The sequence below is a fragment of the Microcystis sp. BLCC-F209 genome (assembly GCF_041928595.1).
GTDB lineage: Bacteria > Cyanobacteriota > Cyanobacteriia > Cyanobacteriales > Microcystaceae > Microcystis.
In genome coordinates this window covers 1-25,980 of record NZ_JBHFLL010000172.1, presented here as the reverse complement: position 1 = coordinate 25,980, position 25,980 = coordinate 1, and the positions used below count along the sequence as shown (strand labels likewise).

Annotated in this window: 25 protein-coding genes and 2 pseudogenes; 9 read left to right on the top strand and 18 right to left on the bottom strand. The window is 41.9% G+C overall.

All coding sequences use genetic code 11. The annotated features are described in order from the left end of the window. Positions 1-342: 342 nt before the first annotated feature. Positions 343-696: a hypothetical protein gene (locus tag ACE1AQ_RS10675; RefSeq protein WP_110543610.1), complete on the top strand. Its 354-nt coding sequence runs from the start codon at positions 343-345 to the stop codon at positions 694-696. Between the two features lie 780 nt (positions 697-1,476). Here the strand turns inward: ACE1AQ_RS10675 and ftsH are convergent. Beyond that, positions 1,477-3,441: an ATP-dependent zinc metalloprotease FtsH gene (ftsH, locus tag ACE1AQ_RS10670; RefSeq protein WP_110543612.1), complete on the bottom strand. Its 1,965-nt coding sequence runs from the start codon at positions 3,439-3,441 to the stop codon at positions 1,477-1,479. Positions 3,442-3,622: 181 nt separating this feature from the next. On the opposite strand from ftsH, the gene ccsB reads away from it, so the two are divergent. Then, complete coding sequence (gene ccsB, locus ACE1AQ_RS10665) at positions 3,623-4,609, top strand: c-type cytochrome biogenesis protein CcsB (protein ID WP_106908559.1); 987 nt, start codon at positions 3,623-3,625, stop codon at positions 4,607-4,609. Positions 4,610-4,697: 88 nt separating this feature from the next. Here ccsB and ACE1AQ_RS10660 read toward each other — a convergent pair whose 3' ends face one another. Next, positions 4,698-4,823, bottom strand: coding sequence for a hypothetical protein (locus ACE1AQ_RS10660; protein ID WP_374808392.1), 126 nt, complete (start codon positions 4,821-4,823; stop codon positions 4,698-4,700). A gap of 32 nt (positions 4,824-4,855) precedes the next feature. On the opposite strand from ACE1AQ_RS10660, the gene ACE1AQ_RS10655 reads away from it, so the two are divergent. The 6 genes and pseudogenes from ACE1AQ_RS10655 (at position 4,856) to ACE1AQ_RS10630 (ending at position 10,944) form a co-directional block, all read left to right on the top strand. Then, positions 4,856-5,749 (top strand): aspartoacylase, encoded by an 894-nt coding sequence (locus ACE1AQ_RS10655; RefSeq protein ID WP_008197369.1) that lies wholly within the window; start codon positions 4,856-4,858, stop codon positions 5,747-5,749. A gap of 270 nt (positions 5,750-6,019) precedes the next feature. Next, the gene (locus ACE1AQ_RS10650) at positions 6,020-7,342 is read left to right on the top strand and encodes a serine/threonine-protein kinase (protein ID WP_008197367.1); all 1,323 of its coding nucleotides are present in this window, start codon (positions 6,020-6,022) and stop codon (positions 7,340-7,342) included. Positions 7,343-7,606: 264 nt separating this feature from the next. Then, a complete protein-coding gene (locus ACE1AQ_RS10645; protein WP_110543614.1) occupies positions 7,607-8,851 on the top strand; it encodes an ATP-binding protein in 1,245 nt (414 codons plus the stop codon). An 82-nt stretch (positions 8,852-8,933) separates the two neighbouring features. Further along, positions 8,934-9,245, top strand: a pseudogene (locus ACE1AQ_RS10640) (transposase); the annotation flags it as partial. 262 nt (positions 9,246-9,507) lie between these two features. After that, complete coding sequence (gene hpsN, locus ACE1AQ_RS10635; protein WP_198285274.1) at positions 9,508-10,470, top strand: hormogonium polysaccharide biosynthesis glycosyltransferase HpsN; 963 nt, start codon at positions 9,508-9,510, stop codon at positions 10,468-10,470. Positions 10,471-10,713: 243 nt separating this feature from the next. Beyond that, a complete protein-coding gene (locus tag ACE1AQ_RS10630) occupies positions 10,714-10,944 on the top strand; it encodes a DUF2887 domain-containing protein (RefSeq protein WP_008197361.1) in 231 nt (76 codons plus the stop codon). A 401-nt stretch (positions 10,945-11,345) separates the two neighbouring features. On the opposite strand, the gene gyrB is transcribed toward ACE1AQ_RS10630, so the two are convergent. The 6 genes and pseudogenes from gyrB to mnmE form a co-directional block, all read right to left on the bottom strand. Further along, complete coding sequence (gyrB, locus tag ACE1AQ_RS10625; protein WP_008197359.1) at positions 11,346-13,268, bottom strand: DNA topoisomerase (ATP-hydrolyzing) subunit B; 1,923 nt, start codon at positions 13,266-13,268, stop codon at positions 11,346-11,348. A gap of 361 nt (positions 13,269-13,629) precedes the next feature. After that, positions 13,630-14,340 carry a response regulator transcription factor gene (locus ACE1AQ_RS10620; protein WP_002788745.1) on the bottom strand — a complete coding sequence of 237 codons (711 nt, stop codon included), beginning with the start codon at positions 14,338-14,340 and terminating at the stop codon, positions 13,630-13,632. A 254-nt stretch (positions 14,341-14,594) separates the two neighbouring features. Beyond that, positions 14,595-15,851, bottom strand: coding sequence for an ABC transporter substrate-binding protein (locus tag ACE1AQ_RS10615; RefSeq protein ID WP_253257661.1), 1,257 nt, complete (start codon positions 15,849-15,851; stop codon positions 14,595-14,597). Between the two features lie 164 nt (positions 15,852-16,015). Beyond that, positions 16,016-16,402, bottom strand: coding sequence for a PspA/IM30 family protein (locus ACE1AQ_RS10610; protein ID WP_253257662.1), 387 nt, complete (start codon positions 16,400-16,402; stop codon positions 16,016-16,018). A 75-nt stretch (positions 16,403-16,477) separates the two neighbouring features. Further along, a pseudogene (locus ACE1AQ_RS10605) lies at positions 16,478-16,800 on the bottom strand (transposase family protein); the annotation flags it as partial. Between the two features lie 280 nt (positions 16,801-17,080). Further along, on the bottom strand, positions 17,081-18,454 hold the full coding sequence (gene mnmE / locus ACE1AQ_RS10600) for a tRNA uridine-5-carboxymethylaminomethyl(34) synthesis GTPase MnmE (RefSeq protein WP_110543619.1): 1,374 nt from the start codon (positions 18,452-18,454) through the stop codon (positions 17,081-17,083). Between the two features lie 53 nt (positions 18,455-18,507). Between mnmE and ACE1AQ_RS10595 the strand changes: the two genes are divergently transcribed. After that, positions 18,508-19,041: a DUF2062 domain-containing protein gene (locus ACE1AQ_RS10595; RefSeq protein ID WP_110543621.1), complete on the top strand. Its 534-nt coding sequence runs from the start codon at positions 18,508-18,510 to the stop codon at positions 19,039-19,041. A gap of 295 nt (positions 19,042-19,336) precedes the next feature. Here the strand turns inward: ACE1AQ_RS10595 and ACE1AQ_RS10590 are convergent, their stop codons facing one another. The 10 genes from ACE1AQ_RS10590 to ACE1AQ_RS10545 all read right to left on the bottom strand — a co-directional run bounded on the left by ACE1AQ_RS10590 (position 19,337) and on the right by ACE1AQ_RS10545 (position 25,812). Continuing rightward, positions 19,337-19,735, bottom strand: a complete 399-nt coding sequence (locus tag ACE1AQ_RS10590; protein ID WP_002736237.1) for a HEPN domain-containing protein — start codon at positions 19,733-19,735, stop codon at positions 19,337-19,339. Continuing rightward, positions 19,732-20,046 carry a nucleotidyltransferase domain-containing protein gene (locus tag ACE1AQ_RS10585; protein WP_002737075.1) on the bottom strand — a complete coding sequence of 105 codons (315 nt, stop codon included), beginning with the start codon at positions 20,044-20,046 and terminating at the stop codon, positions 19,732-19,734. The genes ACE1AQ_RS10590 and ACE1AQ_RS10585 overlap by 4 nt, the downstream gene beginning before the upstream one ends. A gap of 294 nt (positions 20,047-20,340) precedes the next feature. Then, positions 20,341-20,748, bottom strand: coding sequence for a type II toxin-antitoxin system VapC family toxin (locus ACE1AQ_RS10580; RefSeq protein ID WP_008197333.1), 408 nt, complete (start codon positions 20,746-20,748; stop codon positions 20,341-20,343). 2 nt (positions 20,749-20,750) lie between these two features. Then, entirely contained in the window at positions 20,751-20,993 is a 243-nt protein-coding gene (locus ACE1AQ_RS10575; RefSeq protein ID WP_002735297.1) for a hypothetical protein, read from the bottom strand. 93 nt (positions 20,994-21,086) lie between these two features. Beyond that, positions 21,087-21,398, bottom strand: coding sequence for a tetratricopeptide repeat protein (locus ACE1AQ_RS10570; protein ID WP_110543623.1), 312 nt, complete (start codon positions 21,396-21,398; stop codon positions 21,087-21,089). A gap of 16 nt (positions 21,399-21,414) precedes the next feature. Further along, complete coding sequence (locus tag ACE1AQ_RS10565) at positions 21,415-21,672, bottom strand: hypothetical protein (RefSeq protein WP_002753418.1); 258 nt, start codon at positions 21,670-21,672, stop codon at positions 21,415-21,417. Continuing rightward, positions 21,650-21,871, bottom strand: coding sequence for a hypothetical protein (locus ACE1AQ_RS10560; protein ID WP_002736659.1), 222 nt, complete (start codon positions 21,869-21,871; stop codon positions 21,650-21,652). Before ACE1AQ_RS10560 ends, ACE1AQ_RS10565 begins: the two co-directional genes overlap by 23 nt. 72 nt (positions 21,872-21,943) lie before the next feature. After that, on the bottom strand, positions 21,944-24,481 hold the full coding sequence (locus ACE1AQ_RS10555; protein WP_374808395.1) for a tetratricopeptide repeat protein: 2,538 nt from the start codon (positions 24,479-24,481) through the stop codon (positions 21,944-21,946). A gap of 285 nt (positions 24,482-24,766) precedes the next feature. Further along, on the bottom strand, positions 24,767-25,111 hold the full coding sequence (locus ACE1AQ_RS10550) for a hypothetical protein (RefSeq protein ID WP_110543626.1): 345 nt from the start codon (positions 25,109-25,111) through the stop codon (positions 24,767-24,769). 161 nt (positions 25,112-25,272) lie between these two features. Continuing rightward, entirely contained in the window at positions 25,273-25,812 is a 540-nt protein-coding gene (locus tag ACE1AQ_RS10545) for a DUF3782 domain-containing protein (protein ID WP_008197327.1), read from the bottom strand. Positions 25,813-25,980: the final 168 nt, after the last annotated feature.

Here is a 25,980-nt window from a genome sequence, read left to right as displayed (position 1 = left end):
TTCTAGGTTCTGTGTGATAAGTTTAATTGACATAGGATCGATCGATCTTTGTGTCCTTTGTGTCTTTGTGGTTCGTTCCACCCCCTCGCTCTTGAGAAATGTATCTTAGAATACATTTTACCCACCAAAGCTGGGAGAGCCGTAATCAGTAATCAGTAATCAGTTATCAGTGGAAAGCTTAGGGCTGAAAGCTATCATTCAAAAGTTAACTATCAATATAGCGCTTTTCACGTTACTGAGGTATCGACAAGTTTTGCCAACAAAGGGTTTAAGTACCTTGCCCATGCCTCATTCTGATGAAAACTGCTATAAGTACATTTCATTGACTGAATTATTTTAACTATGGCGATTATTGTCCAACATTTGACCACAGGTAACGAATATATATTCCTAGGAGTTAGTGGGGGTGAAAGTAAGAATATTTTACCCACCAAAATGTTAGGAGATTTCTTTGCAATGGAGGATGCAGATAAATCTCGAACGGTGACGGTTTGTGACGATCAAGGCCGCCTACTTTGGTTTCCCGTCACAGAAATGATTGTGGTGGAGGTAGATGGTCAAAAACCCGAAGAATTATTACCAGAAATTATCCCCCCCGAACCAATACCTTTACAATTAGATAAAGAGCATCAACCTCAGTCCCCGGAAAATCAAGGAAACATCGATGAATTTGCCGAAGATGACGATTGGATCTAAAATTAAATACCTAATTTTAGCGGGAATAATTGCCCTATTTACTATTGGCTTTAATTCCCTCTATTCGGTTTCTCAAAACTCGATCGCTACTTCTTAGAAAAAGATGATAATATCTGGTTTATTCAATCAGAAAAAACTTGGTTAGCCCTGAGATTAATTAATCTTTCTTCTCCTGAAATGATCGAGATTCCCAATTCCCCTTATCCCAAGCTTTACCCACAGGTAACAATTATGCGGGTTTTGCCCTGGAAGTGGGGGAAGCGGCAACCCAGGGCAGTTATGAGAATTTTGATAGCATATTTAAGCAAAAAAGTCAAGTAAATTTCACTCAAATTAACCAAGGCACCCTCTTATTTAAAGGCAGTCAAGGACAGAGTTGACAATTTACCTATAATCAAATCAATCTACTGCCGATGTTAGCTCGTAACGGTCAAAGGCACGATTGGTCAAAAAATTTCGCCCTTTATAACAGTTTAAGTCGAGATGACTCTCCCGTTTCTTTGGGTTGAAAAAAGGGCAAATTAACCGTCAAAGCAGGGAAATATAAATTTTCTAATGCTTTGATCCTATCCTCTCCTTAAGTTAGATATTCTCGATTATTTATTCAGCAAACCCTAGTTATGAGGAGAGGCAAAAGGCAAAAGGCAAAAGGCAAAAGGCAAAAGGCAAAAGGCAAAAGGCAAAAGGCAGCTTTGTTCTCCCCACTTCCCCACACCCCACACCCCACACCCCACTTCCCCACGAAAAACTTTTTCAGCAGACCCTATTTATGGGGATTGATCAGACCATTTGCGCTTGATTTAATACCTCTTGCAATTCTTCTCCTTCGATTACTTCCGTGGTCAAAAGATTAGCAGTAATGGACTCTAATAAATTGCGGTTGTGACTGAGAATTGCTAGGGCTTTTTGGTAACTAGCGTCGATAATTTGTTTAACTTCTTCATCGATCACTTTGGCCGTATTTTCCCCGATCGAACGGCGGGGACTACCCTGATTATTACCTAAAAAATTAGCCTGTCCTGTTTTATCGTAGGCTAGGGGTCCTAGGGATTTACTCATACCATAAATTGTCACCATTCTTTCCGCAATATCCGTCGCCCTTTGTAAATCATCGGAAGCGCCATTAGTGACACTGCCAAAGATTAATTCTTCAGCAGCCCGACCGCCCAATAACATAGTAATTTGTTCTTTAAATTCGGTTTCTGTCATCAAAAAACGGTCTTCCGTGGGAATTTTCAGGGTATAACCCAAAGCGGATAAACCCCGGGGAACGATGGAAATTTTCTCCACCCGACCACCTCCCGGCATGACAGCACCGACTAAAGCATGGCCGACCTCGTGATAAGCGACGATTTTCTTTTCTTTTTCCGATAAAACGCGACTTTTCTTTTCTAAGCCAGCGATAACTCTTTCGATCGCTTCTTTAAAATCAATTTGACTGACTTTTTCCCGATTATTACGGGCAGCCAAGAGAGCAGCCTCATTGACGAGGTTGGCTAAATCGGCCCCGGCAAAACCGGGGGTTTGGGTGGCGATCGCTTTGAGGTTAACATCTTCACCCATCTGGACTCGTTGGGCGTATATTTGCAAAATTGCCAATCGTCCCGCTAAATCGGGACGATCCACCAGAACTTGGCGATCAAAGCGCCCCGGACGCAATAAAGCGGCATCAAGAGTCTCTGGGCGATTGGTGGCGGCTAAAACGATGACTACGGCTTCTTTGGGACTAAAACCGTCCATTTCTGTCAAAAGTTGGTTTAAAGTCTGCTCGCGCTCATCATTACTGCCGCTAGTTCCCGATCCCGAACTTCTCGATTTACCGATCGCGTCCAATTCATCAATAAAAATGATGCTAGGGGCATTTTTCTTCGCTTGGGCAAATAGATCCCGCACCCGGGCTGCCCCGGTCCCGACAAATAACTCCACGAATTCCGAGGCCGAAATGCTAAAAAAAGTCACTCCCGCTTCTCCCGCGACCGCTTTTGCTAAGAGAGTTTTCCCCGTCCCAGGCGGTCCGACTAAGAGAACACCCTTAGGAATACGCGCCCCAATTTTATTAAAGCGCTCGGCATCCTTGAGAAATTCGACAATTTCCTTTAACTCGGTTTTTGCTTCCTCGGCCCCGGCCACATCAGTGAAGGTAATCGGATATTTTTCGTTGTCTCCGTAAACTTTAGCGAGATTTTTGTTAAAAAGCAGCGATTTACGCGTGTCATCGTTGCGATACAACAGAAACTGCATGGCGGCGACTAAAATTAAGGGAGGAACCACCCAAGCGAGGAGAGTGCTGATCCAACTGTTTTCGGCCACGGGAATCGCCTCGAAGATTACGCCTTTTTGCTGTAATAGTTGGGGTAATTGGGGGTTATAGACTGGAATCGTGGCAAAAACTCGTGCGGGGACTAGATTACTGCTTGGTTTGTTGTCCAGAGAACCAGAATCACCGTAAAGGGGGTTACTTGATTCCGGGGGATTAACGGGGGGATTACCCGGAATAGGCAGGGATTCTAAAGGATTTTTTAATTGATAATAGATGACTTGATTGCCAATTCTGACCCTACTGATGTCGCCCCGTTCCACTCTACTGATAAATTCGCTGTAGGGTTCGAGGGGAATATTGGATAATTCTGAGGGACGAGGGATAAGAAAATAGCCTAAAGCGGCAACACCGGAACAAATAAGCAGAATTTTGCCTAACCGCGGCAACCGCGACCAGGAAAATTTATTATCTTCTTGATTAGCCATAATTTTTAGGGTAGGTCACAGTGAAAATACAAAGTTGATACCAATAATTACCTAATTTTTAGGGTAGGTGAGAGTGAAAATACAAAGTTCATACTAACAATTCCCTGTCTTGATCGCCTTACCGATGGGATAGGATAGAGGATGGAATACTTGGTAGCGAGCGACAAACGAGAGAAATCCCATGAATTTAGTTAGCTTAGAGAACTTTCTCGATAACACTTCTTTTTTAGTCCTGTTTTTAACCATGCTGGTTTATTGGGCCGGGGCAGCCTTTCCCAGCATACCTTTGTTGCAGGGCCTGGGCAGCACGGGAGTGGCCATCGCAAACCTCTGTATCGCCGCTTTATTGGGGGCGCGCTGGTTAGAAGCGGGTTATTTCCCCATTAGCAATCTTTACGAATCTTTATTCTTTCTCGCTTGGGGTGTAACTGCGGTTCATTTAATTGCTGAGTACACTAGCCGCAGTCGCCTGGTGGGGGTGGTGACGACTCCTGTGGCCATGGGGATTACCGCTTTTGCCACTTTGTCCTTACCCGGAGAAATGCAAACTTCGGCGCCCTTGGTTCCGGCTTTAAAATCGAATTGGTTGATGATGCACGTTAGCGTCATGATGTTAAGTTATGCTGCTTTGATGGTGGGTTCCCTGATGGCGATCGCTTTTCTGATCGTCACTAGAGGTCAAAATATCGAGTTAAAAGGCAGTTCCGTGGGTACGGGGGCCTATCGTCTCCAAAATAAGTTATCTACCACCCTTTCGGCCCCAATTTTCATGGAAACGGCTAACGGTGGCCCAACCGCCCTTTTAACTCCCACCTTAACAGCCATGGCAACTCTTTCGCCCCAACGTCTCAGCTTGGCGGAAACCCTCGATAATATCAGTTATCGGGTCATCGGTCTCGGTTTTCCCCTTCTCACTATCGGTATCATCGCCGGCGCAGTTTGGGCCAATGAAGCTTGGGGTTCCTATTGGAGTTGGGATCCGAAAGAAACTTGGGCGCTAATTACTTGGTTAGTTTTTGCCGCTTATCTCCATGCCCGCATTACCCGGGGATGGCAGGGAAGAAAACCGGCTATTCTAGCAGCCAGCGGTTTTGTTGTGGTTTGGGTATGTTATTTAGGGGTGAATCTTTTAGGTAAAGGTCTTCATTCCTACGGCTGGTTTTTCTAAATCGGTTATAGGGGTGGGTTGGTAAACCTGCCCCTCCTGACTTGAAAGAGGGTGTAGGAATTATAAATTATGAATTATGAATTATGAATTATGAATTGGGGTGTGGGGTGTGGGGAGTTTTCTCAGTGAACTGATAACTGATAACTGATAACTGATAACTGATAACTGATAACTGTCTCTTAACCCCACCAACAAACTTTTTGCCGCAAACCATAAATAATTACCACTTCTCAAAACTTATAAAAAATGATCGAGCAGAAAACTACTATTAAAAATCTGGCTTTAATTGCCGGTGTGCATGGCAATGAACTAACTCCCGCTTATCTGGTTAAATACCTGCAAAACTCAGCTAATCTCCTGGCCCGCAGCAGTTTTCAATCCCACACTCTCATCGCTAACCCCTTGGCCCTAAAGCAACGGGTTAGATATGTCGATACGGATTTAAATCGTTGTTTTAACCGAGCAGATTTAGCCAATCCTAATTATCAGCAATACGAGCAACTAATAGCGAAAGATATCTATCAACAAATCCGAGAAAAATCCATTGATTTATTAATCGATATTCACAGCACCACATCTAACATGATGCTGGCGATTATTTATTCTAACCCCCATCCTTGGCTATTAAAACTCTTTACCTATCTAACTAAAATTAACCCTGATGTGCGCTTAATTTATCATCCCGTCAGCGAGGAAGAAAATCATTTTCTTAAAGGAATTTGTCCCCTAGCTTTTACCCTAGAAATCGGTCCGGTTAACCACGGTGTCATCTGTCCCTATCTTTTTCGTCAAACCGAAACACTCATCTATCAAATCCTAGACTATATCGAACAGGAAAATTATCTGGCTGCCCGTCTCGATACTTTCGGCGAATCCCTAACAGTTTACCAACGTTTAGGCTCGATCGATTATCCTAGGGATAAACAGGGTGAAATTAAAGCCATGTTACATCCTCAGATTCTCCAACGAGATTATCAGGCAATTCAACCCAATCAACCGATTTTTCTAACATTTGATGGTCAAGAAATTATCTATCGTGGGGAATCTACATTATATCCTATCTTTGTTGGAGAATCTTCCTATAAAGAAAAAGGAATCGCCCTTTGTTGGACAGCAAAAAAACAAATCGATGTTAATTAGGGTTTGCGGCAAAAAGTTTGTTGGTGGGGTTAGGAGTCAGTAGCCGGTCGTCAGGAGGCAGGGTGATAGGAGTTTAGGGTGTTAGGGTTTTAGGGTTTTAGGGTTTTAGTTGAAATTCCCCCACTTCCCACTTCCCACTTCCCACTTCCCACTTCCCACAACCCACACCCCAATTCATAATTCATAATTTATAATTCCTATACCCCACTTCCCACACCCTGTCCCCACGAAAAACTTTTTCAGCAGACCCTAAATAAGGGAAAAGCCACTATGACCTTTACTTCTGATTCTCTTTTAGCTGAACGTTACCAACTGCAACAACGTCTAGGCAATACCGCTATCGGTCGTCAAACTTGGTTAGCTACCGATATATTATCCCAAGAATCGGTAATTATTAAACTCCTCGCTTTTAGTCCCCAGATGGAGTGGGAAGAATTAAAATTATTTGAAAGAGAGGCAGCCGTCTTAGCTTCTCTCCATCATCCCCGTATTCCCCGCTATCGCGATTATTTTTCCCTCGATAAAAATCAAGGTGACGGGATTCCTTGGTTTGTACTCGTACAAGATTATATACCGGGAGAATCCCTAAGCGATCGCTTAGAAAGGGGGCAACGTTTCACCCCTACGGTAATTCGGACTATTGCCCAAGAAGTTCTCGAAATTCTCATCTATTTGCATGAATTATCGCCCCCAGTATTACATCGAGATATTAAACCTAGTAATTTAATTATTAACTCGGAAAATAACGTTTATTTAGTAGATTTTGGCGCAGTCCAGTCCAGGGGTGCAGTGACAGGAGTTACTTTTACCGTGGTGGGGACGAGTGGTTATGCACCCCTAGAACAATTTTGGGGCCGAGCAGTTCCGGGTTCTGATTTATATGCCTTGGGTATGACTTTAATTCATTTATTGACGGGAATTGTGCCGATAGAACTGCCCCACCGCGAGTCTAAAATTCAATTTCGTCAACTGGTGACAATCGATGATGATTTAATCGATTGGTTAGAAACTATGACCGATATGGCAGTAGAAAAGCGGTTTAAAAGTGCCAGAGAATCTCTGAAATTTCTCCAACATCCCTACCATCGCCAAGCCTCAAGTTTAATCGATCCTAAGAAATTACCAAAACCTCCCCACAGTTCCATCCGTATCGCTAAACACCGGGATAATTTCGAGATTAATTTACCCCCCAAAATTAAGCTACCTTCTGATGGGCCTACTCTCTGGTCTTTGGCGATTGTCCTTACTGTCAGTATCTTTATCTCCCCGATTCTTACCTTTATTATAGCTCTAATTGGTTTTATTTGTTTGCGGGAGATGCAATTAATTTTTACCCCTCAAGAAGTTTTAATTAAATATAAACTCTTCAATTTTATCTATAAAAAATTTGCTTTCAAAACTCAAGATTTATGGGGTATTTTTCTCCATAGCAACGGCACAGAAGGTAACTATCAGATTCGTCTGCGGACGGCTAAAAATTACTATCTTATCGGTCAGAATCTCCGGGAGGATGAATGTCTCTGGTTAGGACAGGAAATCCAAGATTGGTTAAATTTTATTAAATATAACGTTTCTCATCAAGAGGAAGTGTAGCCTGACAGGGTATCTTCTCCCGACTCCCCAAAACGAAAACCTTGTACCTCATCATCAAGATAACTGAGAATCAATTGAAGAAATCCTAGGAATTAGTCGGTGGGCATTTTTCCTTTTTTAACCTTAATCTTGCAGAGATTACCCTATCTTGATAGAATAATAACTGATTTACATTTCCTCAGCTAGAAGACGGCAATTATTAAATCGGATTAGGAATGGCAAAAAGGCGGCTGTGAAATGTTAGTTATTAGTGGGGAATAAAAAATGATCTCTGAAATTTACCAAAAAGTCAGTTTGTTAGTTTTGTATCAAGGAGTTTTTGATAATGCTATTGGCAAGGCATTTATTACCCTATTATCTACGGATAATGTTGCCGATTTTCTCAAAGCCTATGGTCAATGGTTTCAAGCTTTAGCATCTAAAAATATCAGTTGGAATGATTTTCTAGTCGAACAAATTTTATTAGATGATAATCCCTTTAGTCAACAGGTACAGAAAAAAAGTGTTTGGGAGTTACCCGAATCTTTAATTAATGGCGTGAAACAGGATTTATCTATCCTGCAATCTCTCTATAATTCTAGCATTTATACCTTAAGTAATTCGACAGTTTTTGAACAAATTAAATTTCTCAGTTTCCCCGCTTGGGAAGTGGATAATAAATTAGAAAGTTTTCTACATTCCGGTTTAGATTGGACGGAATTAGTCGAAGATTTAGCCGATTATTATCGCCAATGTGGTACAGGAATTTTTGCCCGTTATCAAGCTTTAAGGTGGCAAGAAGGCCGATTACAGGGAATTACTCATCCCGATCCTGTGCAGATTCAAGAAATAGTCGGTTATGAAATGCCCAAGGAAACCTTGATTAAAAACACCGAGTTTTTATTAGCAGGTTATCCCGCTTTAAATGTCCTACTCTATGGCAGCCGTGGTTCAGGAAAATCCTCTCTAGTCAAGGGATTATTGCAAAAATACCATAGTCAAGGATTGCGCTTAATTGAAGTGGCCAAATCCCAATTAAAAGACCTACCATTAATTATGGAAATTCTGCGAGATTTACCGCAAAAATTTATTATCTTTGTCGATGATTTATCCTTTGAAGAAGACGATGAAGCTTTTAAAGCTTTAAAGGTTATTTTAGAGGGAAGTGTCACCGCTAGACCGAAAAATGTCGTAGTTTATGCCACTTCTAACCGCCGACATTTAGTCAGAGAATTTTTTGCCGATCGACCCCAACCAAAAGATGGGGATGAAGTGCATAATTGGGACACAGTACAAGAAAAATTATCCTTTAGTGATCGCTTTGGTTTAACCCTAACTTTTGAACCAGCTAATCAAGAAAAATATTTGGAAATAGTTCGTCATTTGGCCGCTTTAGCTAAATTAGAAATTAGCCTAGAAGACTTGGAATTTCGTGCCAAACAATGGGCAACCCAACATAATGGGCGATCGGGAAGAACTGCCAGACAATTTGTTGATTTTCTCCAAGGGGAATTAGAATTAAATAGTTAGCATTAATTGTGTTATGATTGAATAAAAGAGGCTCTAATCTAGAAAAATGTTGACTTCATCTCTTCCTAAAACCCTCAGCTTAGAAGCATATCGTGATTTAGAAACCATTGCCGAGGTTAAACACGAATATCACGCTGGTAAAATTATCGAGATGACGGGGGGAAGCATCAATCATAATAGTATTCTCATATTAACCAAAAGTTGTCAAACAATCCGAAACTGGTTTGGAGAAATCATTAGCTATTTCGAGGGAAGGACAAAGAATGGAGTGGTCGAGGGAATCAACAATAAACTTAAACTAATAAAAGGGAGCGGCTATGGGTTGAGAAACTTTCAGGATTTTTTGGTTATACCAAATCCGTTTTTAATAGTGCGATTAACTCTCAAGTTATGAATTGTTTCTCCCCACACCCCACACCCGTTCGGGCCTCGGACGTTCGGTGAGATCAGTCGAGCGGACGGTGAGCCTGTCGAACCGCGGCGTGAGCTTTTGTCGAACGCTGAGCTCACGGCGGAAGCCCACACCCCACTATTCTATACTTTTTAAACAGGATTTAGTATTAGAAGTATGTTGTCTTGGCATTTTGTATGTTAATTTAGCATAAAGAGTAACAAAGAGCGAAAATTACCTGCTTTATCCTTAGATTATGAAAAACATCAATTTTCCTTTGATTTCTGTGATTATTCCGACATACGGTCGCGAGAAAACTCTGCAAGATACTTTGGCAGACGTAATCAAGCAGGACTACCCTAGTTTTGAAGTTTTGGTTATCGACCAAACTCCCCTACATACTCCTGAAACCCAAGCCTATCTAGAAGAATTAAAAACCCAAGCTAAATTTCGCTGGTTTCGGGTTAATTGGGCTAGTCTGCCAAGAGCGCGCAATTACGGAGTGCGTCGGGCTACAGGTGAGATCATTTTATTCATCGATGATGACGTGCGGCTAACCGAGGAGTTTTTAAAGGCTCATGCTCGTAATTACTTAGAACGACCTGATGTCGGGGCGGTAGCGGGTCGGGTTCTCAACCCAAAAAGCCTAGAAGAAGGAGATAAAATATTGACCATTGAATACCTTCCCACTGAAGCCATGGATCCGGGAATTGCTTGGTACTACATTGATTTAACTCATACGGTAAAGCCTCAGCAAGTCATAACATCAAGGGGTTGCAATATGTCTTTTCGTAGCGAGATCTTTAACAAGTACCTACTATGGTTTGATGAGCGGTTTCGAGGGAGTGCCGTGCGAGAAGAATCCGATCTTTGTCTGCGTATTCGGCAGACAGGCTATAAGATTTGGTATGACCCAGAGGCAGTGTTGGTTCATTTGGAAGAACCGACAGGAGGCTGTCATGACATTAGCACACGAACTCTAGAATATCAAATTACACACTATCATAACCACTTTTGGATGGCCTTTAAAAATCTGACCTTTTCCGAATCTCTAAGACTTTTTATGCGTTTATTTGACTGTCATGTTTTAGGAAATCCTCCTTGTCATAAAAGCGGTTCTCTTCCCAAGATTTTTGTCAGAGGAGTATTATATATGCTGGGATTTTTCAGTGCTTTAGTGACCCTCGTTCAATCTATCTGGAGCGATGGTCAAATCTACAATGAATAAACTTTTAAGAAACACATTCACCAGTAGTTAATCCCTAATAGTCTTTTAGTTTGTTTCGGATATTTTTGAAGGTATTTCCAAGGGTAGTTTCTCCGTTTTTTTGAGTTACTATTTGTTTTATTATATCCTATTATTGTGATTTTATTGAATGGTAATGATTGGTTATTATTGCCGTGCCAGGCATTGTTGTCAACTTCAGGGAATAGCTCCCCAAATTTGTTGATGGGGAGCATCCTTTTCCCTATGTGGTTTCCTTTCAGCTATAAACTGAGAAAAACCATCGCCACTGAAATTTTTTCGATGATATTAATGCAAGATTCCCTGGCTCTTGCCACCATAAAATTAATTATTGCCAAAGAAAATCAAGCGATGGCAACAGCCAAACAACTCATTCAACGAGTGAGAACTGACTTTACCCAACCGCGAAACCTCCTACAATTAATAGAAACGATCCTTATTTATAGCGTTTCCTAAGCTAGTGAGGTACACCTATTTTTCTTCCCTTTTGCCTAAAACCCATAACTTTTGTGCCTCAGCAAACTGAAAAACGCTATATATAAATTACTAAGTCTGAGTCGAACGAGAAGAAGGTAAACTGGAAGATAAACTGGAATCTCTGGGAGATGTGGCACGTTTATTGGCTTTAGGTTTAACTGTAGGACAAATGACTCAAGCCTTGCACTTAAGTGGCGATCAATACAAGAAAACCATTAATATAATCTAGCAGTAAGCTATTAGCTTGATCTGGTTCTTGCCGAGAAACCCTATTTTGTTTAGATTAGCTAAAACTAACCGGTTATTGGCAAGACTTACTGCTAGAAAATTAGGGAGCTAATCGGGGTATTAGCCTGAGTAACACAACCCAAAGTTACGGTTTAAATGTCCAAATCCGTAAGATTTAAACGCGATCCGTGGGTTTCGATAAATTCTCGCCGGGGGGCAACTCGATCGCCCATAAGAATGGTAAATAATTCCTCAGCTTTGGCTGCATCTTCGATTTCCACCCGTTTTAAAGTGCGCGTTTCAGGATTCATGGTAGTATCCCAAAGTTGTTGGGGCATCATTTCTCCTAACCCTTTAAAACGTTGGATTGTGTAGTTAGCATTAGAGGGAAATTCCGCTATCTTTTGCTGTAATTCTCGATCGCTATAGCAGTAGGAATGATTTTTACCGCGTTCCAATTTATAGAGAGGAGGACAGGCGATATATACATAACCTTGATCAATTAAATTCTTCTGATAACGATAGAAGAAAGTTAACAACAAAGTTCGGATGTGCGCGCCATCCACATCAGCGTCAGTCATTAAAACAATGCGATGATAGCGCAATTGTGAGGGATCGAAATCTTCTCCTTTAATTCCTAAACCGAGGGCTGTAATTAAGGATTGAATTTCCGTATTTTTGTAGATTTTGGCATCATCGGTTTTTTCGATATTGAGGATTTTTCCCCGCAGAGGTAGAATCGCTTGAAAACGACGATCGCGCCCCTGTTTGGCACTTCCGCCAGCGCTGTCCCCTTCGACGATGTAAATTTCTGACTTTTCTGGGTCTCTTTCGCTACAATCAGCCAATTTACCCGGTAAAGGTGAGGATTCCAAGACCGATTTCCGTCGTACTAAGTCCCGGGCCCGTCGGGCTGCTTCCGCCGCTTTGTACGCTTGTACTGCTTTTTCGATAATCGTGTCGGCCACTTGGGGATTTTGTTCTAGGTATTCGTTGAGAGTTTCCCCCACCAGGGAATCGACGATACCCCGGACTTCAGTGTTACCTAATTTGGTCTTGGTTTGTCCCTCAAATTCCGGTTCGGGGACTTTTACGGAAATAACGGCGGTTAAACCCTCACGGACGTTTTCCCCCGCTAGATTAGGCTCGTTTTCTTTAATTTTATTGCGTTTACGAGCAACATTATTTAAAGTACGAGTTAGGACTGCCTTTAATCCTTCTAGATGGGTTCCCCCGTCAATGGTGCGGATATTATTAGCAAAACCGAGAATATTGTCGCTATAGGCATCTATACACCACTGAAACGCCACTTCGATATTAATTCCGTTCTTTTCCCCCGATACATAGATAATATCTTTGTGCAGGGTTTCTTTTTCCCGACACATATAGGCGACGTATTCTTTAATACCCCCCTCATAACAATAGGTTTCGATGTGGGGTTCTTCGGGACGGTAATCGCTAAAGGTGATTTTAACACCGGCGTTTAAGTAGGCTAGTTCTCGTAAACGTCCGGAGAGGGTACTGTAATCAAATTCGATGCCTTGGCTAAAAATTTCGGTATCCGGCAGGAAATTAACCCTAGTTCCCGTTTTTTCCTCTTGACTGGGACTGCTGACCAATTCTGTGACGGGGATACCTCTTTCGTAGCGTTGGGTATGTACTTTATGATCGCGCCAGACGGTGACATCGACCCATGCAGAAAGAGCATTAACGACGGAAATTCCGACTCCGTGTAACCCTCCCGACACTTTATAACCACCACTGCCAAATTTACCGCCGGCATGAAGTATAGTGAGAACGGTTTCGAGGGCAGATTTACCCGTGGTGGGGTGAACATCGGTGGGAATACCCCGGCCATCGTCAGTGACGCTGACGGAACCATCGGCCTTGATATCCACTTCGATATGAGTACAGTAACCCGCTAGGGCCTCATCGATCGAGTTGTCCACCACTTCATAGACTAAATGATGTAGTCCCCGCGGCCCGGTCGTACCGATATACATCCCCGGCCGCTTCCTGACTGGTTCTAACCCTTCGAGAACTTGTATCTGTTCCGCGCCGTAGTTACTTGTCATAAAATTTCCCTGAAAAGGCTGTGATCCCTGATTGAACCTAAATGAATGGCAAAATCTTCAAAAATTGTAGCACATAAGGGTTAAAGACTGCTTAAATGCCTTTAGGGAGAATTTTTTATTGGGGTTGGGGTGTTGGTCAGTAAACAGTGAGCAGTAAACAGTAAACAGTGAGCAGTAAACAGTAAACAGTGAGCAGTAAACAGTGAGCAGTAAACAGTGAGCAGTAAACAGTAAAAAGGCAGCTGCGAGCTTGTCCCTTAATACTATTCACTGAAAACTCACACCTGAAAACTCGCACCTGATAACTGATAACTGATAACTGATAACTGATAACTGATAACTGATAACTGATCAATAGTCTTTAAATAATGTCATCCTCAAATTTATAACCGACACCGACCACAGTTTTGATAAAGATAGGATTAGCAGGATCGGGTTCTACTTTTTTGCGTAAGCGTCGGATATGGGTATCTACTACCCTTTCATCGCCAAAAAAATCATTTCCCCAGAGATTATCGATTAATTGGGTGCGACTCCAGACGCGATTGGGATAACTGACAAAGGTAGCGAGTAGATTAAATTCTAAGGTGGTTAAATCGAGGGTTTCCTCTGGCATTCCCTCCAATTTACGAACAGCAGAATGTTGATCTAAGTCGATAATAAAATGACGGCTGCGATGGAGTTGTTGGGGTTGACTATCGTGTCTTAAACTACGTCTTAATAATGCCCTTACCCGCGCGGTTAATTCCCGGGGACTAAAGGGTTTGACCATATAATCGTCGGCTCCCGTAGATAGACCGATAATGCGATCAATTTCTTCTCCCCTAGCGGTTAACATTAAGATATAGGGGTCTTTTGTCCCCGGTTTTTGGCGGATTCTAGCACACAATTCTAGTCCGTCTAATTCCGGTAACATTAAATCTAAAATCACTAATTCTGGTTGCTTTTGATAAAATAGTTCTAGTCCTACCCTACCATTATAAGCCAGATGACAAGTAAAGGACTCCCGCTCTAAAGTTTGCTGAATCAAATGGGCGATTTCAATTTCATCTTCGATAATAACGATATCCATAAGTAAGTAGTTATAATTTAATTGAAGATAGATTTTGCCTTTGATCCCCCCAGCCCCCCTTAATAAGGGTGGTGCAGATGCCCCCTTAATAAGGGGGCATCTGACAATTTTTAAAACCTACCTACTTAGGCATATTTTAACATATTAGTCATTCATTTCTCGCTCAAGGTTGAACATTGAAATAATTGTAATTTTTGCTCATTTTTTGGGGGGAGAGTTGGCAACTCTCCCGACTTTGGTGGACTGGGGACTTTTCAAGGTAAAGGGACAAACTGCTCACCGGAGGGAGTTGATCGCACTTGAATTAAGACCGGCTGACCAATGCGATCGCCAGTATTAGGATCAAAGCTAATTTTTCCGGTGGCCTCTGTTCGATGAAAATTGCCAGAACGCAGCCTGAATTGTAGGCCATGACGCTGAGGATTTTCCCTTAAACCGGCAATAATCACCCGTGTAGCGTCAAAACTGGTGACTGTGCGCCAACTAACCGGACTGCGCCACTGTTCCTGCATAAGATTGGCAAAAGTCTGGTTAAGCGATGGGTGCCAGGGTACGGCAACGGTTAAACCTTGGACGTTTTTGCCGCCATCTTCGAGGATGCGAATATTGTAGAAGGTGGGACTACTAAACAGAGGTAAACGCTGACGATTGAAGCGAATAACCTCAAAAACGGGATCGAGACGATCAACATGAGCGACGACAAATAGGCCGTTAGCACCCCCAGAAATCGCCTGATTAAGGGCTTGATCGGCCTTAAAATTGGGGACACTTAGATCACAGACAATCGGCACAATTTGACCGCCTTTTTTCGCCACATTAGCCATCAACTCATCTTTAAAGGAAACATTATCAGGAGCTTGAGAATCGTAGCAAAAAGCAATTTTCTGGACTTTAGCAGTATTTACTATGTAATTTGCTAATTTTTCCGTAATGTTGCTCTTAGAAGCCACCAGACGAAAGATATAATTTCCCGCACTGGAGAGATTATTGGCCGGGGAGGTGGAAGAAATCATCAGCAAACCGCCTTTTTCGTAGATAGGAGCGGCACTGGCATCGGGGGCATTATGACCGATAACAGCGATAATATCGGGATTTTTGACTAATTCACTGGCTACCTCTTTCGATATCTGCGGCTGATTATCGTCATTAACCACGATAACCATCAGTTTTCTGCCGTTGATCCCTCCCTGTTGATTGATCTGGGTTTGTGCGCTGGCGACTCCTCGCAATATTTCCTGAGCGACGTTGGGATTAGTTGTTGCTGGCACAACAACGGCGATTTTAAAGGGATTTGAGCCAGTTTGCAGGTTGCTGAGATAAATTACGCTTTCGGGATCGTTGGGACGTTGAGCGAGGGATTTTTGCAGGAGTTGCTCTGCTTCTTGGTGATCACCTTGAGCAATGGCAGCGATCGCTGATTCTTTGGTGGTGTTAGAATTAGTTTTGATCAGGAGATGATTGCCGTAACTGATGCTGGGATTATTATCGGCTTTTGGGGCAAATATTGCCAATATTTGCGGAAAAAGAAACCAACCGATCAACCCCAGTAAAACCTAGGAAATTGGCGGTAAACCCGCTTTTTTGCTGGTCTTTGTCATCGCTTTACTCCTTAACTTTGCTGATTGAATTCAGCTAAACAGCGGTTAATTTCGTCATCAAGGCTTAAGAAATCGATTTATTGAGCTAATTTCTCGCTATGGTTCTCGCTTAATTCACTATAAGCGTTTTCTTTTCGATAACGGTCGTTAATCGCTCCATTGGCATCCTCAAAGCGATCGCGGGAGTTATTGAGGTTGAGACTACTATCAAATTCGTTTATTTTGCCTAAAGCCTCATTCATGGAACTAAGCGCTTTTAAGTTGCTCATTTCTAATTTATAATGCTCGATTTTTTCCTGCTCTTGGCGAAGTTTTTCCTTAGCAGCAATGACCACTTTTTCGGCATTATCGACACGATCTTTCATGGCGGGTAGAATTTTTTCTAGGGAGATAACCTTAACCATAGCTTGTCTTGCCGCTTCTTGAAGTCCTTTTTTTTGAGCGGTGACAGCTAGGCTTGACAAAAGGTTCTCAGCACAGCCATCATATAGTTATTATCCATGCCCGCCCGTTTACTTTTTTGTGCCAGACTATGTCGGTAAGTCGATCGGGTTAATCCGTTCAAAAACCCGACAAAAAGTATCATCAGAAGGAATGCCATTAGGTAATTCTAAAAACTCAGATAACCAAGGCTGCTTACTGAGTCCACAATTTTCGATGTCTTCCCAACCTTCGGCTCCGGCTATAACTGCTAAAATAGCAATGACTAAAATATCGGTTAATAAATGTTTTTGGGTTCGGGACACTCTTGAAGATAAGTCAATAAACTAGCTTGAATTTCATTGATTGATGTTAAAGGAAGCTCAGGTTTTAGTTGAGCTTTATTTCCAGTGGGGAGAACGGGGGCAAAACCTTTACCCATGAGCTATTTCCTGATTAATTTTCATCAACAACAGTGAGACTAAGGCTAATGATAAATTATACAGAGGTAGCAGCGACTAAGTCTGGGTACTGGCAGCGCGGGACGGTGCTACAGCGAGTTCCACACCCTATTTAGAAATCTTTGTCAAGTACAATTTATACCAAATTAGATGAGCTTACTTTGGTATAATTTGCTACATTTTTAGATGCGCTTACCCTGACAGTTAACCGAACACAAAAGGATAAAACCTTGTTTCTGGTTAACCGGATTTCCTCATTGCTTATTTCCCAATACAAAAACGGCTAAAAATGCGATCAAGTACCGATTCAGTCACTTCTTCGCCGGTAATTTCTCCTAAAGCTTGAATGGCAGTACGCAGATCGATCGACCAAAAATCAAAAGGCAAATTTTCGTCAATTGTTTTTTTTACCTGTTGCAAAGCAATTTTCGCCCTAGTTAAAGCGGCCGCCTGTCGTTGATTAATGGCCAAATCCAAATTAGCCGCCTGTATTTCTTGATTTTGGACAGCATTAATAATAGTTTTTTCTAAGTCTTCAATACCCTGATTTTGGGCGGCGGAAAGCTTGACAACGCGCTCAATTTCTGCTGGATAAATTACCGTTTCGGGATGAGCTAAATCAATTTTATTAATCACTAAAATTAATCGGCGATCGCTGACAGAGCGGTAAATTTCCTCGTCTTCCTCGGTCCATCCTGACTCTGCGGAGACGGTTAAGAGAACTAAATCAGCAGACCGGGCCGTTTGGCGGGAACGTTCCACCCCAATTTGTTCGACTCGATCGCTGGCCGAGCGAATTCCTGCCGTATCGAGGACTTGTACGGGGATTCCCGCCACAACTAGCTGAGATTCGACGATATCGCGGGTAGTGCCGGGTAAATCGGTGACAATCGCTCGATCGCTCCGACTCCAAGCATTTAACAAACTGGATTTCCCCACATTCGGCCGTCCCACGATCGCCACTTTCAGACCACTACGCAGCAATTCCCCGCGCTCGGCAGTAGCTAAAATTAAATTTACTTGACAAAAAACCTGTTCTATGCTATGGAGAACCGCCTCATGATCCAAGGGCGGTAAATCCTCTTCAAAGTCAATACGGGCCTCAATTTCAGCCAAAATATCGAGACAGGTGGCACGCAAATGCCGAATCGGTTGCGCGAGTTTTCCCTGTAAACCAGCGAGGGCAAATTGTGCCGCTTGGGGAGAACGCGCCCCAACGAGATCGACGACGCTTTCGGCTTGAGTTAGGTCAATTCTGCCGTTAAGAAAGGCACGCAGGCTAAATTCCCCCGCTTGGGCCAAATGCGCCCCATTTTCTAGACATAACTGTAACACCTGTTGTACGGGCATAATGCCGCCATGACAGTGAAATTCCACCACATCCTCGCGGGTGAAAGAGCGGGGCGCTAACATGAGCAGCAGCAAAGCTTCATCGATAATTGCTTGACTTTGGGGATGCCGGATATAACCGTAGAGAAGACGATGACTTTCCCAGGGTTGACGATTGCGGGTATGGAACAGCCGACGAGCGATCGCCACTGCCTGACTACCGGATAAACGGACAATACCGATGCTACCCTGTTCTGGAACGATCGCCGTAGCGATGGCGGCGATCGTATCCCCTGTGTTTAACATCTCTTAATCACTCCTTGCTAAAATTGAAGTTGGTATCAATTTTGTCAGCATTTATGCCCGAAAATATGCGCTCACGGTCATTAAAAGCGAAAAATAAAGGGAATAGCCTAATTAATCGTCTGACGCGCTCCTGTCGCTACTGGTGGGTTCGCTTGGTGCGATTGCAGGGACATCCGATCGAAATCGCTCGCGGGTTAGCGGTGGGGGTGTTTTCTGGGGCTTTTCCTTGGATGGGATTACAGATCATTATTGCGATTTTTTTAGCTTTCTGTGTGCGGGGCAATAAAATTGCGGCAGCGGCAGCCACTTGGGTGAGTAATCCTTTTACCTATATTCCCCTGTTTTTGTTTAATTATAAATTGGGAGAATTATTTTTAGGTCAAGGAAATCAAGCGATCGATAGTCGTATTTTTGCCTCTAACCAAAGTTGGGCGGAAAATTGGGCAAGTTTGAGCGGTGAATTTTTATTAACGCTATTTTTTGGTAGTTTGATTACAGGTCTGTTGGCGGGCATTATCACTTATTTTGTTAGTTATCGTCTCCTCAGTCAATGGCATCACCGGCGACAAACAAGGAGAAAACGCTGATAAATTGTCACCGTTCGGGGGGGACAAAATCTGGTAATCTAAGAGGCATGGATGAGAAGCACCTACGGTAATCCCATAATAAGTCTAAACTGTTATTTGAATGATTGAATGAATACTATGATTGTGTTGTATTCAGCAAGTCTTCATCAATGATCAATTATAGTCCATCCCATAATCCCATCAATCACAGTTAAGACGATGGCTGTGACTGTCGCATCATTGGTAAATTATTACGAATCATTTGTGTATTGAGATGCTCTTTACTTAATGTATTGACATACAATACTTTTGTCATTTAATCAGTAGGAAGTAGGTCTGAAATTATATTTAAAAAATCTCTCACTTTTGCAATGAAAGGAAGAACTTGTAATTCATCAAAATCTGCAAAGTCTGTATAATCTGCTTCGAGACGGTATTCAAACAATTCGTTATAAACTGCACCAAAGTCTTTTGAAATAATTTCGCTACGGATGTAGTTTTTGTTGAAGAGACTACGGACACCTGTATGTTTTGGAGATGAGAGATTATCATAAGCAAGTAAAGCCGTAACAGCATAAAAGCAACTATAGTACAGACGATTGATACAACTATTCCATCTTGCACCATCAGCAAGAGAACAAGCATCTTGATAAGCTTCCTCTGCACGATTTAAACGATACCTAATTAGTTGATCGTGAGGGGAATTTTTACTCATAGCATAATAGCTTCTTTGTTAACTGATTGCCAGAAAGGAGTAGTTTGTAATAAGGGATGTTCCCATTGATTTTTGCTGCGAACAATGGTACAAATAACTTCTTCTGTTTCCCATTCGATTTCATAAATTTGACGACGGATTTGAGATGTGCGAGTAGGGTTAGTGATCCCATCAACTAATACTAATATATCCCAATCAGAGTCTGGTTGAGCATCGTTTCGCGCCCGTGAACCATAAAGAAATATTTGCGCTTGTGGTTCGATCGCTTGTACTGCTTGTTTAATTTTATTGAGTAATAGTTGTTTGTCCATGATTTTTTATGACCTTTTTGTACTGCAAAACAATATTAACAATATAGTCCATCCCATAATCCCATAATAAGTCCAAACTATGATTGAAATGATTGAATGAATACTATGATTGTGTTGTATTCAGCAAGTCTTCATCAATGATCAATTATAGTCCATCCCATAATCCCATAAATCACAGTTAAGACGATGGATATTGCTGTTGTCGCATCATTTGTAAACTTTTCCCGAATCTTAACAGTAGTAGAGTGATTTTTCCTAATAGTCGTTGACTCCATTTTATAGTAGTTCTATTGTTTAAAAAAGAATAATAAAACCTTCTTGGGTAAAGTGCTTGTCATGGGTAAGCACTTCAAAAATATCCATTTGTTGCATAATTATCATTGATATGCAGTCTGTAATACTATAACCTTTGTCTGACCGTTGTTTATATAATTCAAAACCTAATTGACGTAATTCTGGTGTATAGGAAATAACTTGTATTGTTTTTTCCCGTAGCATTTGCGTACACATTAAGAGTGCTTTCTGTCTCATAATAGTTCCTCTACATGAAGCATAGTTCAGTATCTCATCAATAATGCCATCCGTTGTTATTAGTTGATCATTGATACAATTATGAGCATAGTTGAGTGCGATTTGATGCCAGTCATCTTTGGGGTTGAGTAAAGCGATCCAATAAAAGGTGTCGGCAAAAATTTGCTTCATGGTTAATGTTTAGGAGTACCGTAGATGTAATGATCATGTTGCTCTGCACTATCGGTTGGTAAGGTATCTAAAACTTCTTGAGGAATATCAGCAGTGAGTTCTTCGATAAATCGCGCGAAAGGTTTAGATTGTTCTTGCGATCGATGATGTTTGATTTTGGCTAACAATAAAAAGTCAAAAACTTCTTCTATTACCTCATCGGATACTGTTTCAATTTCATGAATTAGTTGTTCTTTAATGGTCATAATTTTACCTTTGTAAGTTCTTCAACTATAGCCTATATCAGTTATCAGTGATTAATTCAATTATAGTCCATCCCATAATCCCATCAATCACAGTTAAGACGATGGATGTTGCTGTTGTCGCAGCGTTTGTAAGTTTTCCCGAATCTTAACAGTAGTAGGATGATTCTCCCCTAATAGTCGTTTTCTCAATTCTAAAGCTTGTATTAAGAGTGGTTCAGTTTCTTCGTATCTTCCTTGAGAGTGGTAGAGTTTTGCTAAATTATTAAGATTTTTAGTGATATTGGGATAGTTATCGCCTTCAAAAATTTCTGGACAGTATTTTTTTTGATTTGCCAGAAATTCCTGTGAGGTAACTTCAGTAAAATATTGGTGGATAATATTGCGAAATTCTTTAGGCTCTAGCATGGTTAATTTTCTCCTTCTATTTAATTAACTCTTCATACTCATCATGAGAACCAATCCAAGACCAGTAATAATCTTCACCTTTTTTCAATGCTAAAGCTCTATAATTCTCAGTTATTCGGACTGACCAGACATTTTTCCCTACTTTCTTGAAATGTAATGATCGATGGAAAACATTACTAATCCAGAGACGATAGGCTTTTTTTGCCTGTTGCTTAATGTAGGGAGGTAAGTTGGCATAACATTGCCAAAAATCAGGAGTTGTTAAGGATTTCATCTAAAGGCTTAACTTGATTGTTACTGATATCATTGTTGACTTTTTGTAATAGTCGATCGAGTTTCCCTGATTCGAGATCGTTTTTTATCTGTTTGTCCCAACTATCATCAAGATAGTCTTGTAACCAAGCTGATAATTGATGGATTTCTTCGTCAGGCAACTGGAGAATCGCGGATTCAATATCTTTGAGTGTAGTCATGATTGTTTGGTTGATTGAAGGTGATTGTATTATTTTATATTGTTGTATTATCGGATAGGTTAATAACCCATCCTACGGGAGCGACTCTAAGTTTTCCCGAATCCTAACAGTAGTAGGATGATTCTCCCCTAAAGCTTGCTCGGCAATTGCTAAAGCTTGTAAAAAGAGAGGTTCCGCTTCTTCATACCTGCCTTGTGAATAGTATAATTTTGCTAAACCATTGAGAGGATATACTACATCAGGATGATTTTTCCCTAATCGTCGTTGCCTCAATTCCAGTACTTGCAAATGAATAGATTCGGCTTCGGCATACTTACTTTGAGAGTTATAAATCAGTGCTAAATTGTTGAGGGAAGTAGCAACACAGGGATGATTCTCCCCGAATAGTCGTTTATACAATTCTAAAGCTTGTAAATTGAGGGGTTCTGCTTCTTCGTACTTTCCTTGGGAACGGTATAATTCTGCCAAATTGTTGAGGGAATTAGCTACATCGAGATGATTGTCACCTAATAGTCGCTTATACAATTTTAATGCTTGTAAATGGAGGGGTTCTGCTTCTTCGTACCTTCTTTGAGATTCGTACAATCCTGCTAAACTCATGAGAGAAGTGGCTACATCGGGATGATTCTCTCCTAATAGTCGCTTCCTCAATTCTAAAGCTTGTAAAAAGAGGAGTTCTGCTTCTTCGTACTTTCCTTGCAATTCGTACAATAATGCTAACTCATTGAAGGAAATGGCTACATCGGGATGATTCTCTCCTAATAGTCGCTTCCTCAATTCTAAAGCTTGTAAAAAGAGGAGTTCTGCTTCTTCGTACCTGCCTTGAGTATGGTACAATCCTGCTAAACCGCTGATGGAATTAGCTACATTAGGATGATTCTCCCCTAATAGTCGTTTATTCAACTCTAATACTTGTATTAATATGGGTTCAGCCTCTCCGTATCTGCCTTGGGCATGGTACAAGTTCGCTAAACTAATGAGAGAATTAGCTATATTGGGATGATTCTCCCCTAATAGTCGTTTATCCAATTCTAAAGCTTGTCCTAAGAGTAATTTAGCCTCTTCGTACTTTCCCTGACAATAGTACACATTTGATAAACCATTAAGAGAGGCAGCAACATCGGGATGATTCTCACCTAGCAGTTGTTTCCTCAATTCTAAAGCTTTTATAAAGAAGGATTTAGCTTCTTTATATTTTCCTTGGAAATGGTACAATATGGCTAAATTGTTGAGAGAATCAGCTACATAGGGATGATTTTCCCATAATATTCGTTTATACAACTCTAAAGCTTGTATTAAGAGTGGCTCGGCTTCTGCATATTTTCCTTGGGATACGTACAATGTGGCTAAATTATTGAGGGATTGTGCAACATCGGGATGTTCCTCTCCCAAACGGCGGTGAGTTAGTTTTAGACATTGCTTAAGCAGGGGTTTAGCTTGTTCGTACAATCCCTGCCCACAATAAAAATGTCCCAATCCTTCAAAAGACGGGATTAAATCCTCATCCTCCAGCCATTGTTCTAACTCTGTCGCTGATTCCGCAATATGGGGAATAGATAGGGCGACAGCTTCCACTTGCTCCTTGGTTAAATCTTGAGGAACAGTCTTTGCCTCCTCAACCATACCCCGACAAAAGGAGCGTTTCAACTCATCCCCATCCTCTCGCAGTGCTAACTTAGCTTGAAAAAACTTTCGCACCAACGGATGAAACTGATAAACTTCTCCTTCTACTGCTTGCAACAGATGAAGGTTGAGTAATTGCTCCTCTCTAATATCTTCCAACTTCTCCTCATCTTCAGCCGACAAACACCGCTCTATCACCAACCGCCAAGGAATAGGAGCCAAAGCAAAGAGACTGAGGAAACAGCCTAAATCTCGCGCTGGCTGATTCAACGCCTCCCAACTCACCTCAAAAGCAGCCTCTACCCCTCTTTGCGCCGTCATATCTGCCGAAGGATTCTGCAAAGCAGACAACTGTAAACCCTTATCTATCAACTGCTGCTGCATCCTTGCCAATGTCCAATTAGTACGCCGTTTGAGGAAACGCCCCACCAATTCCAACCCTAAAGGTAAATACCCTAGCCACGCACATAGCCCCTTCCCTACCTCTAATTCAGCTTGCAGACGCGACGCACCAATCAGAGATTCCAGTAAAGCAAGGGCGGCTGATTCGCTTAAAACAGGTAAGCGCAACTGCTCAAACGATGCTGCCAGCCAATTTTGCCGAGTCGTAATCAATACCTTAAAGCGTTGTTCTTGGGGAGGCAAATAATCTTGGATTTCCTCATACTGATGCACATCATCTAAAATTAGCAGTACATCCCCCGGCGGTTGCCATCTCGCCCAACAATAATCCAATTGCCCCCGCAAATTCAAATCTTCAGGGGGAAACAAACCCAACAGCGACTTAGCAAAATCTAATAGTTGTACCCCCACCGTTTCCGCTTGCACCCCTATCCAACAAATACCGCCGGGATAAGTCGATTTTTTCTTATGATATAGCGCATACTGGAGAGCTAATTCTGTTTTACCCACTCCTGCCATGCCCGTAACGACGGCGGTAATCGCAATTCTTTCTTGTTGCTGTAACTGGTGGTGCAGTTGTGTCATTGCATCTTCACGCCCCACGAAATTAACCGCCCCAGTACGCGCTCGATTGAGATTATTCGGCGATTCTGCTGGTTTTTCCGCTTGGGGAGTCTGAGGGAGTTGAATGATTTTATCGCCAAGTACCTTATCGCCAAGTACCTTATCGCCGATGATTTGGTCTCCCTCTACATTCCCAGCAACACCAGAAACTGGTGCGTTGAAGTTTTGCTCAATCTTGGACTCTTCTGCCATTGTCGGATGCCTCCTTTGCCACATTGTAGGATGAGTTCGTAACCCATCCCAATATCACTCTGCTGTTTTCCAACCTTCAATTAAAGCCATTGTTACATTGAGGTAAGGATTATCTAGAAATTCCTCAAGGGCAGCTTTTCCCCCTGATGTCACCGCGCCTAGCAATCGCTTTCTGACAGGAGTTGACACCGCCGCATTGATGTAAGCTTCCTTTTGTTTTTCCGTCGCAGTGGGATTTGTCTCTTCCAGTTGTTTGAGCAATCGCTGAATTTCTGCGGCAGCTTCGGCTAAATCTTGCTTCTCAGAAGAAGGGTAGATAATTTGGTCTCCGGCAACTTTTCCGGCTACTCCGTAAACGGTTGCATTAAAGTTCTGTTGTACTTCTGGTGAATCAGGCATAGCTCGTACTCTCACCGATTAAAACAAGGGACAATTTCATCGCCAATCTTTTCAGATTTCTGTTCAGGATATCCTAACAAAAATGGCTCTCTTGGATTTGGTGGGTAAAATGTATTCTAAGATACATTTCTCCTAGCGAGGGGGTGGAACGAAAGCTAAACCTACCAAACCCGGGGCGTAAACTCCGCATCATTTAAAATTATTACATTTTCCCCTGACTGCACCAACACAAATAAACCCTGACGACAAGCGTAACTCGCCACCTCATTGGGAACAATCATCGCTGCCACCGCTCCTAAGGCCTTTACATCTCGAAAACGAGGCATTAACCGCTTAAACTTAGCCAAACGTTGTAAATGCTCATCCACATCCCTTTGAGTTAACTTACTTTTGACCTCCACTAAAATGGCATCCGTATCATTCACTACCAATAGATCAATCTCTAAACCCTCATTATCCCGTTTTACCGAAATACCGGGGTGAAACTCATGCACATCAATACCCCGCTCTTGAAACAGACGCACCACCGCAGGACGTACTTGCCACTCGACAAACTCTCCTAAACGATTGCCCAACTCCCCAATCTGCTTACTAACCCTGTTAATTTGCTTATCTGTTTCTTTTTGAGCTTGGGATAACTCTTGTTGGGATTGAGCTAATTGCTTTAGTATTGCCCGAATCTCTTCAATAGTGGCTGTCATAATGAATTTTCTTAAGTTAAAGTGATGTGGGAGCATCTCACTTACGCGATAAGTAATTATACTTAGCCTAAAAGCCACTCTTAATCGTGTCTTGGAACGAAATAGAGGCTTTTAAAGACTGCGTACATGGAGAATTAAAACAAGAATTACCCTCGAAAAGCCTATTTT

Coding starts and splice junctions, on each gene's coding strand:
- ACE1AQ_RS10675 (WP_110543610.1), top strand. CDS start 343: ATGGCGATTATTGTCCAACATTTGACCACAGGTAACGAATATATATTC.
- ftsH (WP_110543612.1), bottom strand. CDS start 3,441: ATGGCTAATCAAGAAGATAATAAATTTTCCTGGTCGCGGTTGCCGCGG.
- ccsB (WP_106908559.1), top strand. CDS start 3,623: ATGAATTTAGTTAGCTTAGAGAACTTTCTCGATAACACTTCTTTTTTA.
- ACE1AQ_RS10660 (WP_374808392.1), bottom strand. CDS start 4,823: ATGGTTTGCGGCAAAAAGTTTGTTGGTGGGGTTAAGAGACAGTTATCA.
- ACE1AQ_RS10655 (WP_008197369.1), top strand. CDS start 4,856: ATGATCGAGCAGAAAACTACTATTAAAAATCTGGCTTTAATTGCCGGT.
- ACE1AQ_RS10650 (WP_008197367.1), top strand. CDS start 6,020: ATGACCTTTACTTCTGATTCTCTTTTAGCTGAACGTTACCAACTGCAA.
- ACE1AQ_RS10645 (WP_110543614.1), top strand. CDS start 7,607: ATGATCTCTGAAATTTACCAAAAAGTCAGTTTGTTAGTTTTGTATCAA.
- ACE1AQ_RS10630 (WP_008197361.1), top strand. CDS start 10,714: ATGTGGTTTCCTTTCAGCTATAAACTGAGAAAAACCATCGCCACTGAA.
- gyrB (WP_008197359.1), bottom strand. CDS start 13,268: ATGACAAGTAACTACGGCGCGGAACAGATACAAGTTCTCGAAGGGTTA.
- ACE1AQ_RS10620 (WP_002788745.1), bottom strand. CDS start 14,340: ATGGATATCGTTATTATCGAAGATGAAATTGAAATCGCCCATTTGATT.
- mnmE (WP_110543619.1), bottom strand. CDS start 18,454: ATGTTAAACACAGGGGATACGATCGCCGCCATCGCTACGGCGATCGTT.
- ACE1AQ_RS10595 (WP_110543621.1), top strand. CDS start 18,508: ATGCCCGAAAATATGCGCTCACGGTCATTAAAAGCGAAAAATAAAGGG.
- ACE1AQ_RS10590 (WP_002736237.1), bottom strand. CDS start 19,735: ATGAGTAAAAATTCCCCTCACGATCAACTAATTAGGTATCGTTTAAAT.
- ACE1AQ_RS10585 (WP_002737075.1), bottom strand. CDS start 20,046: ATGGACAAACAACTATTACTCAATAAAATTAAACAAGCAGTACAAGCG.
- ACE1AQ_RS10580 (WP_008197333.1), bottom strand. CDS start 20,748: ATGAAGCAAATTTTTGCCGACACCTTTTATTGGATCGCTTTACTCAAC.
- ACE1AQ_RS10575 (WP_002735297.1), bottom strand. CDS start 20,993: ATGACCATTAAAGAACAACTAATTCATGAAATTGAAACAGTATCCGAT.
- ACE1AQ_RS10570 (WP_110543623.1), bottom strand. CDS start 21,398: ATGCTAGAGCCTAAAGAATTTCGCAATATTATCCACCAATATTTTACT.
- ACE1AQ_RS10565 (WP_002753418.1), bottom strand. CDS start 21,672: ATGAAATCCTTAACAACTCCTGATTTTTGGCAATGTTATGCCAACTTA.
- ACE1AQ_RS10560 (WP_002736659.1), bottom strand. CDS start 21,871: ATGACTACACTCAAAGATATTGAATCCGCGATTCTCCAGTTGCCTGAC.
- ACE1AQ_RS10555 (WP_374808395.1), bottom strand. CDS start 24,481: ATGACACAACTGCACCACCAGTTACAGCAACAAGAAAGAATTGCGATT.
- ACE1AQ_RS10550 (WP_110543626.1), bottom strand. CDS start 25,111: ATGCCTGATTCACCAGAAGTACAACAGAACTTTAATGCAACCGTTTAC.
- ACE1AQ_RS10545 (WP_008197327.1), bottom strand. CDS start 25,812: ATGACAGCCACTATTGAAGAGATTCGGGCAATACTAAAGCAATTAGCT.